Raw genomic sequence first — 15,920 nt, 5'->3', positions numbered from 1 at the left:
CGATCTCTGACTCTTTTTGAGGTTTCCAAATCAGTTGAGTTCTGAATCAATACCGCAAACGGAGGTTTGCGGATGACATCAGGAATTCCACTGCGCGATGACTTCGACGGCTTCGCTCTTCGGGCGTTGGCCAAAGGCACGAAGGATGCGGCACAGGCTCGGCGGCTTCTTGCCCTTGCCGAAATCTATGATGGCCATTCCCGCAGCGATGCGGCCAGGATCGGAGGCGTGACCCTGCAAATTGTCCGCGACTGGGTTATTCGCTTCAATGCGCGTGGCCCGTCGGGGCTCATCAATGGCAAAGCACCCGGCAATCAAGGAAAGCTTTCCGACGTGCATCGCCAGGCTTTGGCAAAGATCGTCGAAAGTGGCCCGATACCGGCGGTGCATGGCGTTGTGCGCTGGCGGCGCAAGGATCTTGCTCAATGGCTGTTCCAAGAATATCGGATATCCGTCGATGAAACGACCATTGGCCGCGAATTGAAGGCGCTCGGCTTTGCAAAGCTGTCTGCCCGCCCGCGCCATTACGCCCAGAACGAAGGCGACCTGGAGAGTTTTAAAAAAAGTTCCCCGCCACACTGGCAGCCATCAAAGGCAGGCTCCCGAAGAACGTCGAGATTGAGCTCTGGTGGGCCGACGAAGCTCGGATAGGCCAAAAGAACAAGATCACCCGGCGATGGGCACGCAGGGGAACAAGGCCTTCGGCACCACACGATCAACGCACGATGTGGACCTATATCTTCGGCGCTATCTGCCCCAAGAAGGGCAAAGGTGCGGGTCTCGTTCTTCCCTACTGCGACACCAGCGCCATGAACCAGCATTTGATCGAAATCAGCCAGGCCGTCGATGACGGCGCTCATGCCGTGCTGATCGTTGATCAGGCGGGGTGGCATGTCACGCCGAAGCTCGATGTGCCCGACAACATCACACTGCTCTTCCTGCCGCCACGCTCGCCCGAATTAAATCCCGTCGAGAACGTGTGGCAATTTCTGCGTGACAACTGGTTGTCCAACCGGATCTTCAAAGATTACGAGGACATCGTCGCCCATTGCTGCGACGCATGGAACAAGCTGGTCGCTCAGCCGTGGAAGATCATGTCGATTGGAATGCGTGACTGGGCGCACCGGTTTTGATTAGCGCTCGTTGGTATTAGTGCAAGGCGAGAATTTCGCCCGCTCTCCTATCCGCACGCGTCGGGTCGATCGACGACAAACGCCTAGGCGGTTGGATTTCCTATCGCTCGTCGATGGCGGCGCTGAACCAGATTGTTCGGACGGCCTCCATCGAGATGGCACGGATGCATCCCGAGGCGGTCGTGACAGCGGTGCATCCCGGGACGGTCAGGACGCTGCTCTCAGCCCCCTGCTCGGCGGGCCATTCTACGGTGAGTCCGGAGGAAGCTTCCGCCTCGATCCTGAGCGCGCTCGACGGGCAAAAACACCAGGGTGTTCATCGCCTATGACGGCAGCACCATCGAATGGTAGACGCTGAGCTCAGCTTACCGGAACGTGGGAATTGCCAGATGCTCGCTCGCCTCTTCGATCAGGTCGTCCCAGCGCCCGCTGGCGGCCGCTTCCGCAATTCGATCCTCGAGTTCATCAAGCTTCCCGTTCTCAACCCCCTGGATGATGACGACGACCTCTTCCGGCCAGTCGAAATGCGTCGCTAGTCGCAGTAACCCTGCGCGGTCGTACTCGGCCTTCTCGTTCTGCCGACAGTGTCGCGTCCAACCAAATAATCTACGTGGCGATGCTCAATAGAATGTTCCATCTGCACGCTTGGTCGGTCCATTCGTGCGCTTAACCGTCGCGTCATCGAGCATGCTGTTACCTTTAGAACTTATCGTCTCCATAGATGAGAAGCTGAAAGGTCTGTCGGCGGAAGCGAAATCTTCAAGAACAAGTGTCTCCGATCGGAGACATGCCCCCCCGGAGAGCTAATGCCACCAATAGCAAATATGTGGCAGCTATATTCAAATCTTTCCAGGGACAAGCAGTACCCGGTGGTTGCATTACTTACAGTCGGACTCGAAAAGAGTTCAATGGTAACAATACCTTGCGAGACGTCTAGTGATGAGGCGGATATGGGCGATCATGATCCATGCCTCGGCTGAAGCGATGGATTTTTCGACGTCCTTCGCCAATCTCCGGCACCTTCCAAGCCATGCAAATGTTCGCTCGACGACCCAACGGCGTGGTAGCACTTCGAAGCCTTTGGTCTTGTCGCTGCGCTTGATGATTTCGACCGTGAAGCGACCGACCTTCTTCAGCTTCCGTTTCAATTTGTCGCCCGCATAGCCACCGTCGGCGAAAACATGCAGCAACCATGGCCATCTGTGACAAATGGATTTCAGTAAATCGGGAGCGCCATCGCGGTCCTGGATATCGGCGCTGTGAACCATGAGGCCAACCAGCAGGCCGAGTGTGTCGACGACGATATGGCGCTTGCGGCCCTTGATCTTTTTGCCGGCGTCGTAACCTCGAATGCCGCCGCTTTCGGTGGTTTTGACGCTTTGGCTGTCGATCACGCCTGCCGTAGGACTGGCCTCTTTGCCTTCCAGTTCGCGCGCCGCCATCACTAGATGGTGGTTGATGCGGGCCCAAAGCCCAATACCCCGCCACGCATAGAAGTATCGCTGAACCGTCGAGCACGGCGGAAAGTCCTTTGGCAGCATCCGCCATTGGCAGCCGGTCGAGGCGATATACAAAAGCGCATTCATGACCTCACGCAGCACCGTTGTTCGCGGTCGCCCAAGTCGACGGGGCGCAGGTAGGAGCGGCTCGACAATTCGCCATTCTCTATCCGTCATATCGCTTGCATAGCGTGCTGCTCGCCGGGCATATTGCCGACGGGTGGTTTCGGTCCAGGCCATCGTGAACTCCATCGAATCTTCGCAAATCCGAAGGAATCACAACCTGTTGAAATCACCCACTTCTTTTTGAGGCAGCCTCTTAGCTCGACTTTGTACAAAATCGGTGGTGATTTCGGGGGCATCTGAGCAGCCCTGGGTGAATCAATTCGCCGCAGGGTCCCGGCCTTGCGCCATTCGTTTGATCGGATTCGAACGAATGGATGAGCGAACAACATGATTGTAGCCGTGAGCCGGGAGACGCGGTCCCCCACATCCTTCGCAAATGGCTGTCGCCGTTTCGTTTCTGGTTTACCGCGCCAAGCTGGGAGCATCTGCTGGTCCTGGTGATGGGTGCGCTCCTTTCGCCTGGCAAGCGAACGGTGACGGCCTGCCTGCGCATCACCGGACGCGCGGAGGTAAGTAATTTTGCCGCCTATCATCAGCTCCTCAACCGAGCCCGCTGGAACCCTCGCACGTTGGCGGCCCGTCTGCTGTCCGTCATTGTTGCCCGGCTCGTGCCCGAGGGTCCTGTCGTGATTGGCATGGATGATACAATCGAACGGCGTTGGGGCCAACGCATCGCCGCGCGTGGAATTTATCGTGACCCGGTGCGCTCCAGCCATGGCCACTTTGTCAAGGCCAGCGGCTTGAGATGGTTGAGCTTCATTGTTCTTTCACCTGTCCCATGGGCAAAATGTATTAAAGCCCTGCCGGTGCTGACGATCCTGTGTCCCTCTGAGCGCCATGATCAGAAGAAGGGCCGAAAGCACAAGCTGCTGACTGATTGGGCAAGGCAAGGCGTCTTGCAGCTTTGCCGCTGGCTGCCGGGCCGCGAAATCATCTTTGTCGGCGATAGCAGCTTTGCCGTTCATACACTGGCTGCGGCTCTTCCCGACACGGCCACTCTCATCACGCGGTTGCGTCTGGATGCCAGTCTCTTTGCTCCACCAGATCAACGGCACGAACATACGCTCGGGCGACCGGCGCAAAAAGGCAGGCCATTGCCGAAACTGAAAACGCTCCTCAAAGACGCAAAGACCGAGTGGCAGCGCATCGTCGCATCGTCCTGGTACGGCAAGCAAACCGACAAAACCCTTGATGTCACATCAGGAACCGGCCTCTGGTATCGGCGTGGAACGCCCCCAAGACCAATTCGCTGGGTTCTCGTTCGCGATCCATCAGGCCGTCGTGAACCCCAGGCGTTCATGAGCACCAACGTCAACCTTGAGCCCGCTCAGATCATTGCCTATTTCGTTCGGCGCTGGCAGATCGAGGTCACCTTCGCCGAAACGCGAGCGCATCTTGGCGTGGAAACCCAACGGCAGTGGAACGACAAAGCCATCATGCGCACGACCCCGTCGCTGCTGGCGCTCTACAGCCTCGTCACACTCTGGGCATGCGATCTGCTCGGTCATGGCGTCATTCCCTATGCCGCCGCCTGGTACAAGAAAACAGAGTTCACCTTCTCCGATGCCATCGGTGCGGTTCGCATGATCCTGTGGGATCAGGATATTTATCGACAGTACCCGCCAGACCCGGACATTCCTGAAACTCAACCAAGCCGCCTCAAGCGGATGACACAAGCACTTTGCTTCGCTGCATAATGTACAAAGTCGAGCTAAGGTGAACAACCGCAACCTTGCCAGGCGGGATCCTGATCTTGGTTACAAACATCCTCGCGGCAAAAGCGTCTAGGAAACGTTATCGGTACCGCGTCAGTGTGGGGTGCTAGAATTGGGAGAAGCGCCTGCGTGATCTTATCGAGCCGTTCAGCGGCTTCATCGTGGGAAAGACTGGCGGACTTCATGTATTCACAATAGAGACTGATAAGTGAATTAGCGATCGCAACCTTGTCCGCATTGGGATATTTGGAAAAGAATTCAGTGGTAGTAGTTGCCACCTTACCGTCTATCTCGGCGAGTTTGAGCTTGCCTAGCCCAGCGACGCTGGCCTTCAAATCAGTCTCGACATCTTTTGCCAATTGCTGCGTAGGTGCAGGACAGACCATGTCGGCTGCTTCGGAAGCACTAAGCAACGAGAAGAAAAGCGACGCAAAAAGAAACAATGCACCAGTAAGACGTACAAGCATTTCACCCTCCGCTTTATACATTGGAAAGTCCAAACGAATGCATGCCAGCGTGACGATTCCAGCTTCTCAGCTTGCCTCAAGGACGCTTTAGCTTCTTTTCCTTCGCAAATACATCGCCGTCCTTGGACGCCGCCTCAACACAGCGATCACTCGGTTCTTCGAAAAACATGCGACGTTTATGGGACTTGGCGTTGTCGGAATTAAAGTAGGGCCGCCACCACTTGTCCTCGTCGTCGAGCTTGCCGACGTTAACCGGGCCGTGCCGTTTGGCGATGTCGTTGATGACGTCCCGAGAATAAAAATGCCGGAAAACACGATCATACTCTGTCAGGTAGATGTCCGCGACGCGTGTGTCGCCCCGGATGAGCACCATATTTTCATCATTCGACGTGAGTGAATTTCCGGAAAAGTTTGCGGAGCCAGTGCACACCAATGGATCGCTCGAAAGAGGATCAACAAGCAAGAACTTGGTGTGAACATAGAAGACGAACCCGTCACCCGATTGACGTTCCAACTCCTCCTTCAGAAACCAGCTTTCAAGCTCGAAATCCGGAATGGGAACAATCTTCGTGACGTTCTTGCCTGTCGCGTTGTGACCTACTCTTTCTTCAACGAGCATCTTCGTCTTTCCGAGGACCGCGCCGTAGGATAGCTCGACGTCGGCTGGGTTGGTCTTTTTCGCGGCCTCGACTTCCGCGCTGGGCGGCTGCTCGAGAAGAATGAACCTCATCGACGTGTCGTTGTCCGCTATCGAGCCGAGTATTCGCTCATCGACCTTGAAAGCGGCGGTGAACATCACCGCGTTCACGGCGTCAGCAACACGTTGCCCATACCAATCGAGCATCTTGGCGCTCGGCCGTGGGGAGAACACGAGCGTTGTGCCCTTGTCGACGACGTTGGAAGGGTTCGGGGTCAGCTTCATCGCCACTTCGGTGGCGTCAAAGTCATCAGGGTCAAGCTTAAGCCCTTCCCAAAGCTCCAAGTATTTTTCCGCGACATGGCGGTCCGTCACCTTATGGCCGACATTTGTTTGCCCAAGAAAGCCTGAAGGCGTGAAATTCGTTGAACCAGTCCATACAGAGACAGGCACCTTCCCCTTCTCCAAGCGAACGATGAATTTGTTGTGAGGAATTGGAGGTCGAGTTCGTCTGTACAGAACCTGCTCGCCCTTCCAATCCCGAGGCAGCTTCGCGTCGTCGATCCGCCGGTCATTCTCACCCGTCGCGTGGTAGACGATCTGAACATCCACGCCTCGCTCCAGGGCGGCCTTCAGCTCCAGTTGCACACGCTTGAACGTGAACTCGTAGGCGGCCACACGGAGCGCGTCCCCTGCAGGGGTCTCTCGAATGAAACGAAGGCATGCCTCGAGCAAACCTCTAGAGAGAAACGCAACTTCCTCGTTGCCCGGTTCATTGTATTCGTCTTCCGTCAGGCTCTTGTTACCGAAATATTCTGCGAACGCCTGGCTTGCGATCGCGCCGCGATTAAACCAGATCCCATGCTTTCCGTCGTCCTCGGCTTCCGTGGTGACCAAAACGGTGGCTGTGTACCGCGCTTCCAGAGTACCAATTGGCCCAAACATGGCCGACACCTCGAACTCGTATTCGGTCTCGGGCTTCGCCTGATAGTCACTCCAAAGGAAGCTTTGAATCGGATGAACATTCGTGGGGAAGCGACCGACTTTGCCCTTTTCGACTACCGGTGTCCCGTCAGGGAAAAGCGCCTTGAATACTTTCAGTCCGGTTAGCCATTCCCAGACTCCCTTCCCTACGCGGCGGCGAAACGCGAAGCCCCGTAGCCCTTGAGCGGAATTCTCATCTAAGTTTAAGGCAAGTAGAATGGCCCGTGTACCCGCGACGGCAAAGACCTGAAATTTCTGGTCAGTTGAAGATGCGCGAACTCGCATTGTGAGCGGCCTCCGTTGGGACTCAATGCTAGACGTAATCGATTCGAAATGCGGTATGGAAACACGCGGTACGTGAAGGACAGGTGACGGCCGGACAGAGATTGGAATGAGCGAAAATCAACAGATATTCGATCCTGACTTCGACGCCCTCTTAAATCACTTCTGCGCTTACCCTTCAGCACTCTTCCGGATTTGATCATCAGTACGGACATTCGTTCCGTAGGAGGTGACAACGGTGGCCGGTATGATTGTCCAGACGTTTGTCACGCGCATCGCACCCTCCGCTGAGGCGTACCCTTGAGGTTATTTCGATTAGTCAACCACCGATACTTGTATTCGTCAAATACGTCTTTGGTACTTGCTTCCTTGCAGTCTGTCGCCACCTCACAGGGAGTTTGCAGCTGGCTACCTTCTCTCGCACAGCGCTGCGGCATCTGGCCATTTTATTGATTGAGGCTCCTTCCTCAAAGCTCTCATGCTTATCCGGTTTAATCCGGCTCCTCATGACTTCCAACTGAAAGCTGCCTTTTGTGGCGGTCTTCGAATGCTTTGCGAGCTAGGACATCGCTCCGCCGATAGGTGAGAAGCCTGTTCAGAAGAGTCACGAATCCCGGGATTGCTGTCATGATGGCCGGGTCATTGATGGCACGGTTTTGAAGCTCAGGCGCTTCAACAGGTTGTTTGTCGCAAGGACGGTGCGTTCGCCAAGTCCTAAAGCGCTCGGTTCTGCCCCCGAAAACTGATAATCAGTGGTGATTGTGACGCCTTGGCTTGCGCCAGAATCCGTTGATTTGGTCGAAATGCCACGATAGCTCTGCGCCTGGCGTTCGGAATCAGGGTGCGATGGCATTGCTCCCTTTGAGCGGGCCTACCCAATTCCCGCCCCACACTCATTGAAGCGCAATTGGACAGCGTCAGTGAAACAGTACTTGATCGACGCCCCAACAGTCACAGCATTTCTGATGACGGCAGAGAGTGAGGACAAAGCGATCGCGGCCCTTTACGACATCACGACATTGATGGAACTGCGGATTCAAATTGGAGAAGACGTACCAATCGAGCTTATCGATTTCACAATCCGCGACCAGCCTGAGGTGGTTGACGTGTAGCTGCGCAGACGCTGCGCCTTCAGCCGATCGGCGACGGCCTTGGCATTCTCTCGTCGTGCTTGGCCGGCACCGTGTCGGCGATGAACTCCCGGCTTCCGGCCGAAAACGTGCCTTCGGTTACCACCCCCTGCCCTTCGTGGGAACAGATCGGGCAGGATGCCGGTATATTTGACCTTCACCGCATCGCCGCCGCCGATCACCGTCCGGCGCTTCTGCTGCGCGTCATTCTGCCTCCGCCGCAATGCTGAATTCGCGCCCGAGCGCAATCACCTGCTTGCCTTATTCGTATAGGGAGTGGTCCCCTTCACAAGGATATGCTTCGATCGCGACCGACATTGACGGTCGTCAAATAAATCTGCTGCTGGGATCGCCGCTAGTAACCGCCACCGGTAAACACGTAGCCGATGCCGCGGACGGACTGAATGATCGTCGGGTACTTGGGATCCTCCTCGATTTTCCGGCGCAGCCTGGCAATTTGCGCGTCGATCGTTCGATCAAACGCTTCGAGGCTGCGGCTACGCGTGAGGTCCATCAGCGTTTCGCGCGACAGCACCCGGCCGGCGTTGCGCGCAAAGACGAGAAGCATATCAAACTCACCGGTTGTCAGCGGCGTGTCTTGTCCGGAAGGGTCCGTCAGCTTGCGCCGGTGGATGTGAAGTTGCCATCCATCGAATTGCAGGACGCCCTCGTCCGCAGCCTGATGCCCGGCCGGGCGCTCGGCAGGCTGGCGGCGACGCAAGACGGTTCTCAGACGGGCAAGAACCTCGCGAAGGTGGAATGGCTTGGCGATGTAATCATCTGCTCCGACTTCGAGGCCTACGATCTTGTCGGTCACATCGTCGCGGCCGGTCAGCATCAGAATCGGCACGTCCGAATTCGCGCGGACTTCCCGCACCAATTGAAGACCGTTTTGCCCGCCAGGCAAAACCAGATCGAGGAAAATCGCTGTAAAATCTGTCGTTGCGAGCTCAGTGTGCATGGCAGTCCCGTCGGCGACGGCCGTGACGCGATATCCTTCGTCTTCGAAATAGCGGATCAGCAGCTGCCGAATCCGGGCGTCGTCATCGACGACCAAAATATGCTCGGATTGCTTTTCCGTCATTTCTACATTCCCCAAGGGTTTCCAAGAAGACGCTCGCGAACCGCCAGTTGCTCGCTTCATTATCGAATTTCTCGGGAAATGGGAACGAAACAGTCGCACTTCTCCCAAAAGAATGGCAAAGCGGCTTGCAAGGGCTGCGAAAAGTCCAGTTTTCCGTGCTTTTCTCGCGCCCGCAGTTGATCAAAATCAAACATGATTTTGCCTGCGCGGGCTAAATCAGGCTTGGTATTCAACGAGGGTAGGAAAATGTCCGTCGAGACATCCGTATTGGCGCATTCAAAACTCTTTGCCGGGTTAGGCAGCGACACTGCCAACAGGCTGCTCAAGCTGGCTGACATCATCAGGTTCGAGCCTCGCGATTTCATCGTCCGGGAAGGCCAAAGAGCAGACTCGTTCTTTTGCGTTCTCCAGGGCTATGTTCGTTTGTTCAAGACGAATGAGATGGGACGCGCTGCAGATATCAGGATCGGTGAACCGCGCGACACCTTCGCCGAGTGTCTGATCGGCGGTGGTGGTATCTATCCCTACAATGTTCAGGCGGCAGATAACGCTATGCTAGCACGCTTTACTATCGACGGCGTAAGACGCCTGGCGGAAGAGGACCGAGCTCTGGACAGGAATATCATGCAGCTGATGGCCGACCATCTGCTTGCGACGATGGAATGCGTGGCCAGTGACCGTCTGCAAACGGCCTCTCAGCGGGTTGCCAACTATCTCTTAAGCCAATGTGCGGCAGGAAAACCAAGCGAAACCGTTCGTCTCCCTTACCAAAAGAGCCTGCTCGCCGGCAAGCTCGGCCTTGTTCCTGAAGCACTATCGCGCGCATTCGGTGCGCTCAAGGAAGCGGGCGTCACTGTCAAAGGCAGAACGGTGCGCATCGACGATATCGCGGCTCTGCGCCAGATGTAGCAGCCGGTTGCCACGATCCGCCGCTCCTGGCAACCGTCATACCCTTACGGCCGGGGCGTCTTTTCATCCTCGTCATCGAGAATGCGCCATGACGCGCCCTCGAGATCGTCATATTGGCCGTTCTTCAGAGACCACAGGAAACCAAAAAGGCCCAATCCCCCCATGAAGAGCGCGATCGGAATGAGGTAAATCAACATGTTCATGGCGAAACGACCTCCACGGCGGAATGCTTCGTATTACGGATCGAATGCCGCTTGCCAGGGACCTTCGCCCTGTCGTTCAGACGCAAGGCATTTGCAACGACGATGAGCGACGATGTCGACATCGCCACGGCCGCGACCAGAGGCGTCGCATAGCCCGCGATTGCGATCGGTACGGCGATGATGTTGTAGCCGATCGCCAGCGCGAAGTTCTGCCGGATGAACCGAGCCGCCTGGCGCGACACGGAGATCGCCTCAGGCACGGCCTCAAGACTATCGTGCATGAAGACCAGGTCTGCGGCCTGCCGCCCGACATCTGCCGCCGTCGCCGGTGCCATCGACACATGAGCCACCGAGAGCGCCGGTGCGTCGTTGATCCCGTCACCGACCATCAGGACGCGATGGCCGAGCTTGCCCAGACGTTCGCATTCCTCCATCTTTCCCCGGGGCGTCAATCCTGCAAGCCAGCGATCGATCTTGAGCGTCTTGGCTGTCGCCTCGACGACGCATTCCCGGTCGCCTGACATCACAATCGCGGCAAACCCTTGACCCGCAAGGCTCTCGATGGCGCCATCGGCACATGGCCGCAGCGTATCCTCGAAATAAAAGCGTGCAAGCTCGATCCCGTTCTTCGATAGGGCGACCTCGGAGAAGGCGTCGCTCTTTTGTGCGCCTCGCGGACTTCCCGGGCAAGCGAAGGCCGCATTGCCGAGACGGTAGATTCCCGTCCCGCTTTCCGCTTCCAGTCCAGCGCCCGGGATCTCCTCGACTCCATCAAATGCCAGGGTCTTTGATCCTGCGCCGCGCAAAAGTGCCTGTGACAATGGATGCCGGGAATGAGCCGCCAGGCCGGCGGCAATGGCCAGTTCGCGAGGACCGGCATGCGTATGGTAAGCGAGACGCGGCTGACCCATCGTCAAGGTTCCGGTCTTGTCGAATGCAACCATATCGATCTCGGCCAGTCGTTCCATGGCTGAGCCGTCTTTGACCATGATGCCTCGCCGGAACAGGGTTCCGGCGGCCACGACCTGAACAACGGGCACCGCCAGGCCCAGCGCGCAGGGGCAGGTGATGATCAAGACGGCGACGGCCACCAGCATCGCTTGCTTCCAGTCGCCGCCGATCAGACCCCAGCCGAGAAAGGACATCAGTGCGAGGAGATGAACGGCCGGCGAGTAGTAGCTCGCGGCGCGATCGGCGATGCGCCGGTAGCGGGCGCGGCCGCCTTCTGCGGCTTCCATCAGGCCGATGATCTCGGCAAGCAACGAGTTTCTTGCAGTCGCCGTTGCCTTGATCGTCAACGATCCCGTCAGGTTCATCGCACCGGACTTCAGTTCGCTCCCCGTCGATACCGCGATCGGAATGCTCTCGCCCGTGACGATCGAAAGGTCGATCTCGCTCTTGCCGGTAACGACGGTGGCATCGACCGGAATACGTTCGCCGGCCGGCACGGCGATCAGATCGCCGACACTGATTTCGTCCAACGGCACATAACCGTTGGGGCCATCCGGGTTGATCACAAGCGTGCCTCGCGGAGCAAGCCGCGCCAGGCCGGTGATTGCCGCACGTGCCTTGTCGCGCATGACGTGATCGAGTGTGCGGCCAATCAACAGGAAAAACAGCAGGGATACGGATGCATCGAACCAGGCGTGCTCTCCATGATGGATCGTTTCCCAGAGCGACATCGAATAAGAAAGCGTCACGGCAAGCGAAATCGGCACATCCATATTGGTGCGGCCGTGCTTCAAAGCGTTCCATGCGGATTGGTAGAAGAAACGTCCGGCATAGATCAGCGTGGGCGCCGCGATCATTGCCGATATCCAATGGAACATGTCGCGCGTTGCAGCCTCCGCCCCGGACCAGATCGAGACGGAAAGCAGCATGATGTTTGCCGCTGCAAAGCCCGAGACGCCGACTGCCAGCAGCAGTTGATTGCGAACACGATCATCGTCGCTCAAGTCAGCCGTGAACAAATGCGCTTGATAGCCGCAGCCCGCAATTGCAGACAAAATTCCGGCTGGACTGACCGGCTTGCCGTTCATCTCCTCGTACCATACGCAGCTCACGCGCTTTGCCGTCAGGTTCACCCGCGCGCTCTTGACATATGGCAACTTTATCAGCGCCCTTTCGATCGTCGAGATGCAGGCACCGCAGTGGACGCCTGGAACGCTGAAATCCGATTGCCTGAGACCGGCGCCCAGAGGCTGGCTGGCAAGCAGCGCCTCCTCAGCGCTGATCACGGTTCTGCTCAGTGACAGCACGCCTTCGGCATCCATGGTGCAGCATGTCATTGGACGACCCCCGCGATATTGATCCTGAGGGCCTCGTGCATCACGGTCGTGCCCTCGTCCTTGGAAAGGACTTCAACGATCCAATCGCCCGACAGGACGCGGTGGCGCGCTTCGAAATGGCCGTCACCGCTCTTCGATAATCGAATGACGAAATCCTCGTGGTCGCCGACCGGCCGCTTGAAATGCGCCGTGACCGCGTCAGCGGCGGCTGGCGAACCGTCGAGATTGCGCAGCGTATAGACAATCAGTCCGTCTTGAAGCGCGAGTTCGCCAGAAACGCCGCTCGTGGCCATAGCGCGCATTGCCTGCGCCTTCTTGTTGAATTCCTGGCTCGCGACATAGGTATTTTCCACCACCAGGCCGCTCCAGCTCGACGAGGCATACCAGGCCATCGTCATGTTGACGGAAATGATGATGCCGAAGAAGGCGAGCATAATGAAAAGCATGTGGCGGCCGGTAAAGCCTTTGCCGTTGGTGATCTGATAGTCGCTCATTTCCTGGCTCCTGGCGCATTGAAGGCGGCTTTGTAGACCGAGCGATCCGTGCCGACCGGGTCGTCGGCCACGAAGAGAAATTCGCTGACGGCACTGGAGGCATTCTTGCTTGTGACGAAGACCTTGAGCGCCATTGCCGTGTCGGGCTTCGTGTCAATCATGAACTGCCGGCCTTCCTCTTCCGACAGTTCCGGAATCCTCATCGTCGCGCTGTCCATTCCTTCGAGATGCAACGCAATCGGGCGGGGCTGCGGCAGCATGTTGAGAATGCGCAGCGTGTAGCCGTTGCGGATCGAGCCGTCTGATTCAAGAACGAACTGAGGGTTTCGATCGTGCACGATGTTGAGGTCAAGCCGCTCTCGCAGCGCGAGATGGACGAGCGTGCCGATGCCAACTGCTGCCCAGACAGCTGCATAAAAGACCACGCGCGGCCTGAAGATGACGCGCCAGTTGAAATGCCGGATTGCGGCGATGAAGTTTCCGTCATCATCCCGAACGCGCTGAGGCTGCACGCCGGTCTTTCCGTTGTCGGTGGCAAGCGCCATGTTGGCGGCATATTGGCTTAGCGTTGCATAGGCGATGAGGCCGCGCGGCTTGTTCAGCTTGTCCATGACGCCATCGCAGGCATCGATGCAAAGCGCGCAGGTGATACACTCCATTTGCTGTCCGTCGCGAATATCGATGCCCATCGGACAGACGGCCACGCAGGCATTGCAATCGACGCAGTCGCCAACGGCCTGGCCGGAGAGGACCGCCTTCTTGGCATGGCGGGAGCGCGGTTCCCCCCGCCAATCGTTGTAGGTGACGACGAGGGAGTTTTCGTCGATCATGGCGCCCTGGATCCGGGGCCACGGACACATGTATGTGCAGACCTGTTCGCGCATCAGGCCGCCGAGCACATAGGTGGTCGCGGCAAGCGTTGCGACGGTTGCATAGGCAACGGCCGGTGCCTGGCCCGTCAAGAAACTGAGCGCCAATGTTGGCGCGTCAGCAAAGTAAAAAATCCATGCGCCGCCAGTTGCTGCACCGATGCCGAGCCAGATCGCGTGCTTGGCGACGCGCTTCAATAGTTTGCCGGTGCTCCATGGCGCATTGTCGAGTTTGATCCGTGCGTTGCGGTCGCCCTCGATGGCGCGCTCGATGACAAGAAACAGATCGACCCATACCGTCTGGGGACAAGCATAGCCGCACCATGCTCGCCCGACCGCGGACGTCACCAGAAATAAGCCAAAGCCCGCCATGACCAGCAGGTCCGCCACGTAAAAGAACTCCTGTGGCCAAATCTCGATGAAGAAAAAGAAGAAGCGCCGTGAGGACAGGTCGATCAGGATCGCCTGGTCAGGCGCGAAAGGACCTCTGTCCCACCGCAGCCATGGTGAGAGATAGTAAATCCCAAGCGTGATCAGCATCACCATCCATTTGAAGCGGCGGAAGCGGCCTTCCGCCCGCTTGGGGAAAACTTTCTTGCGCGCGGCATAAAGAGGCTGACGATTGTGCGCCGCGTTGACCGGTTCCACCTGACGATGTTCGACCGTGTTCTTGTCGCGTGGACCTGGGGTGGTGTAGAGATTCATGGTCAGCATCCATCATTGATGCCCCCTTGTCGCATTCCGCAGCGCCGCCTTCCTTGACGTAGGTCAAGAAGCAGGCCAGCCTACACCAACGGCGCAGATCTCTCCCTGCAGTTTTCTTCTGGCCACGCCTTCAGGCGTGGCTTTTTTGCAGCCTGGCAGCGGATGTCCGCTTATTAGCGGCTGGTGGTCGAATGATCCTTGAGGCAGGTCAAACTAATCATCGCCTGACCGAGCTTCTCCGTATCTTCCTTTTCTTCTCCTGCCGTGACAGGCATCTTGGCCCGCACGGAAACGCGCGTGTGGACGACCGAGCGCGGCGTTCCGTAGAGCGACATCAGCGGATTGGTATCGCGTGTGGACATGGTGATCTCCTATTTTCCACCGCCGAGCGAATGCACGAAGACGGTCAGTTCCTTCACGGTCGTCTCGCCAAGGCGGGCGGACCAGGCGGGCATCATGCCATGTTTTGGCATGCTGATCTGGCGGACGATCGCCTCTTCGCCCTCCCCCTTGAGCCAGATGGCATCGGCCAGATTGGGCGCCCCCATGTCGATGCTACCCTTGCCGTCTTCCCCGTGACAGGCCGCACAATTGTCGAGAAAGGTCTGTTTGCCGGCGGCATTCGCCATTTCCATATCGGATGGCGTTTTTGTCAGGCTCCAGACATAAGCGGCGACATTACGTGTTTGCGCGGCATCGAGGACGTCAGTAAACGCCGGCATCTCGGACACATGGGTGTCGCTATCACCGTCGAAACGGACACCGTGGGCGATGGTCTTTTGGATTGCTTCAAGATCGCCACCCCACAGCCAGTCGTCGTCGTTGAGGTTCGGGAACCCCGGACCGCCGGTTGCACCACTACCATGGCACGGTACGCAGTTGACCTTAAAGGCCGATGCGCCGCCGGAGATGGCAAATTGCCGCAGATTGGCATCTGCGTCGATCTCGCCGACCGTCTTTGCAGCGATCTGGTCGACATACATGGTCTGGGCCGACTTTGCCGTCTCCACTTCCTGTGTAAGATCGGCGCGGCTCGAAAAGCCGAGTAGACCATTGGAGGCCTTGGTCAAGAGCGGAATGGAAGGATAAGCGATGGCATATCCCACGGCCCACAGGATCGTCGCATAGAACGTCCAGACCCACCACCGCGGCATGGGATTGTTCAGCTCGCGGACGCCGTCCCATTCATGGCCGGTGGTTTCGACGCCGCTGAGTTCATCAACATATTTGTCCGACATATCAGTCATCCTTCAAAGGTATGCTTGCCGCTTCATTGGCGCTTTCCCTGCCGCCCGGACGGAGCGTGAAAAGGACGACGCCGATGAAGAACAGCGCCATTGCCAAGAGACCCCAACTGTCGGCGAAGTGACGCATTGCCGTGTAGGTTTCCATTGC

16 protein-coding genes and 1 pseudogene are annotated in these 15,920 nt (G+C 57.5%); 5 read left to right on the top strand and 12 right to left on the bottom strand.

Features of this window, described 5'->3' with window-relative positions; genetic code table 11:
* Positions 1-72 precede the first annotated feature (72 nt).
* Together WGT02_RS31135 and WGT02_RS31130 are read left to right on the top strand one after the other, a co-directional pair.
* A protein-coding gene (locus tag WGT02_RS31135) for an IS630 family transposase (RefSeq protein WP_208245220.1) occupies positions 73-1,133 on the top strand; the annotation gives its coding sequence in 2 pieces (ribosomal slippage) (positions 73-565 and positions 565-1,133; 1,062 coding nt in all).
* Between the two features lie 389 nt (positions 1,134-1,522).
* The gene (locus WGT02_RS31130; protein WP_208245952.1) at positions 1,523-1,669 is read left to right on the top strand and encodes a hypothetical protein; all 147 of its coding nucleotides are present in this window, start codon (positions 1,523-1,525) and stop codon (positions 1,667-1,669) included.
* Positions 1,670-2,038: 369 nt separating this feature from the next.
* Here WGT02_RS31130 and WGT02_RS31125 read toward each other — a convergent pair whose 3' ends face one another.
* Positions 2,039-2,872, bottom strand: a complete 834-nt coding sequence (locus WGT02_RS31125) for an IS5 family transposase (RefSeq protein ID WP_037070297.1) — start codon at positions 2,870-2,872, stop codon at positions 2,039-2,041.
* A 200-nt stretch (positions 2,873-3,072) separates the two neighbouring features.
* On the opposite strand from WGT02_RS31125, the gene WGT02_RS31120 reads away from it, so the two are divergent.
* Positions 3,073-4,455 (top strand): transposase, encoded by a 1,383-nt coding sequence (locus tag WGT02_RS31120; protein ID WP_208245700.1) that lies wholly within the window; start codon positions 3,073-3,075, stop codon positions 4,453-4,455.
* Positions 4,456-4,469: 14 nt separating this feature from the next.
* Here WGT02_RS31120 and WGT02_RS31115 read toward each other — a convergent pair whose 3' ends face one another.
* Positions 4,470-4,940, bottom strand: coding sequence for a hypothetical protein (locus WGT02_RS31115; protein WP_208245950.1), 471 nt, complete (start codon positions 4,938-4,940; stop codon positions 4,470-4,472).
* A 76-nt stretch (positions 4,941-5,016) separates the two neighbouring features.
* Positions 5,017-6,846, bottom strand: a complete 1,830-nt coding sequence (locus WGT02_RS31110; RefSeq protein ID WP_208245948.1) for a phospholipase D-like domain-containing protein — start codon at positions 6,844-6,846, stop codon at positions 5,017-5,019.
* 917 nt (positions 6,847-7,763) lie between these two features.
* Here WGT02_RS31110 and WGT02_RS31105 point away from each other — a divergent pair.
* Entirely contained in the window at positions 7,764-7,955 is a 192-nt protein-coding gene (locus WGT02_RS31105) for a hypothetical protein (RefSeq protein ID WP_208246471.1), read from the top strand.
* Here the strand turns inward: WGT02_RS31105 and WGT02_RS31100 are convergent.
* Both WGT02_RS31100 and WGT02_RS31095 read right to left on the bottom strand, forming a co-directional pair.
* Positions 7,880-8,149 (bottom strand): annotated as a pseudogene (locus WGT02_RS31100) (cytochrome c maturation protein CcmE); the annotation flags it as partial. The gene WGT02_RS31105 and the pseudogene WGT02_RS31100 overlap by 76 nt on opposite strands.
* A 179-nt stretch (positions 8,150-8,328) precedes the next feature.
* The gene (locus WGT02_RS31095; protein WP_208245946.1) at positions 8,329-9,057 is read right to left on the bottom strand and encodes a response regulator; all 729 of its coding nucleotides are present in this window, start codon (positions 9,055-9,057) and stop codon (positions 8,329-8,331) included.
* 192 nt (positions 9,058-9,249) lie between these two features.
* On the opposite strand from WGT02_RS31095, the gene WGT02_RS31090 reads away from it, so the two are divergent.
* Positions 9,250-9,966 (top strand): Crp/Fnr family transcriptional regulator, encoded by a 717-nt coding sequence (locus tag WGT02_RS31090; protein WP_375679804.1) that lies wholly within the window; start codon positions 9,250-9,252, stop codon positions 9,964-9,966.
* Between the two features lie 44 nt (positions 9,967-10,010).
* Here the strand turns inward: WGT02_RS31090 and ccoS are convergent, their stop codons facing one another.
* The 7 genes from ccoS to WGT02_RS31055 all read right to left on the bottom strand — a co-directional run bounded on the left by ccoS (position 10,011) and on the right by WGT02_RS31055 (position 15,917).
* A complete protein-coding gene (gene ccoS / locus WGT02_RS31085; protein ID WP_063828742.1) occupies positions 10,011-10,169 on the bottom strand; it encodes a cbb3-type cytochrome oxidase assembly protein CcoS in 159 nt (52 codons plus the stop codon).
* Positions 10,166-12,457, bottom strand: a complete 2,292-nt coding sequence (locus tag WGT02_RS31080; RefSeq protein WP_208245944.1) for a cation-translocating P-type ATPase — start codon at positions 12,455-12,457, stop codon at positions 10,166-10,168. The genes ccoS and WGT02_RS31080 overlap by 4 nt, the downstream gene beginning before the upstream one ends.
* Positions 12,454-12,951, bottom strand: coding sequence for a FixH family protein (locus tag WGT02_RS31075; protein ID WP_024318756.1), 498 nt, complete (start codon positions 12,949-12,951; stop codon positions 12,454-12,456). The genes WGT02_RS31080 and WGT02_RS31075 overlap by 4 nt, the downstream gene beginning before the upstream one ends.
* Positions 12,948-14,525, bottom strand: coding sequence for a cytochrome c oxidase accessory protein CcoG (gene ccoG / locus WGT02_RS31070; RefSeq protein WP_208245942.1), 1,578 nt, complete (start codon positions 14,523-14,525; stop codon positions 12,948-12,950). The genes WGT02_RS31075 and ccoG overlap by 4 nt, the downstream gene beginning before the upstream one ends.
* A gap of 173 nt (positions 14,526-14,698) precedes the next feature.
* A complete protein-coding gene (locus WGT02_RS31065) occupies positions 14,699-14,887 on the bottom strand; it encodes a hypothetical protein (RefSeq protein WP_024318754.1) in 189 nt (62 codons plus the stop codon).
* 9 nt (positions 14,888-14,896) lie between these two features.
* Positions 14,897-15,763: a cytochrome-c oxidase, cbb3-type subunit III gene (gene ccoP, locus WGT02_RS31060; RefSeq protein ID WP_024318753.1), complete on the bottom strand. Its 867-nt coding sequence runs from the start codon at positions 15,761-15,763 to the stop codon at positions 14,897-14,899.
* A 1-nt stretch (position 15,764) separates the two neighbouring features.
* A complete protein-coding gene (locus WGT02_RS31055; RefSeq protein ID WP_024318752.1) occupies positions 15,765-15,917 on the bottom strand; it encodes a CcoQ/FixQ family Cbb3-type cytochrome c oxidase assembly chaperone in 153 nt (50 codons plus the stop codon).
* Positions 15,918-15,920 lie beyond the last annotated feature (3 nt).

The organism is Rhizobium sp. T1470 (assembly GCF_042140505.1).
In the GTDB taxonomy this organism is placed as follows: domain Bacteria; phylum Pseudomonadota; class Alphaproteobacteria; order Rhizobiales; family Rhizobiaceae; genus Rhizobium; species Rhizobium favelukesii.
Note: the sequence above shows the minus strand (reverse complement) of the source record. Positions and strands in the feature narration are given on the sequence as shown.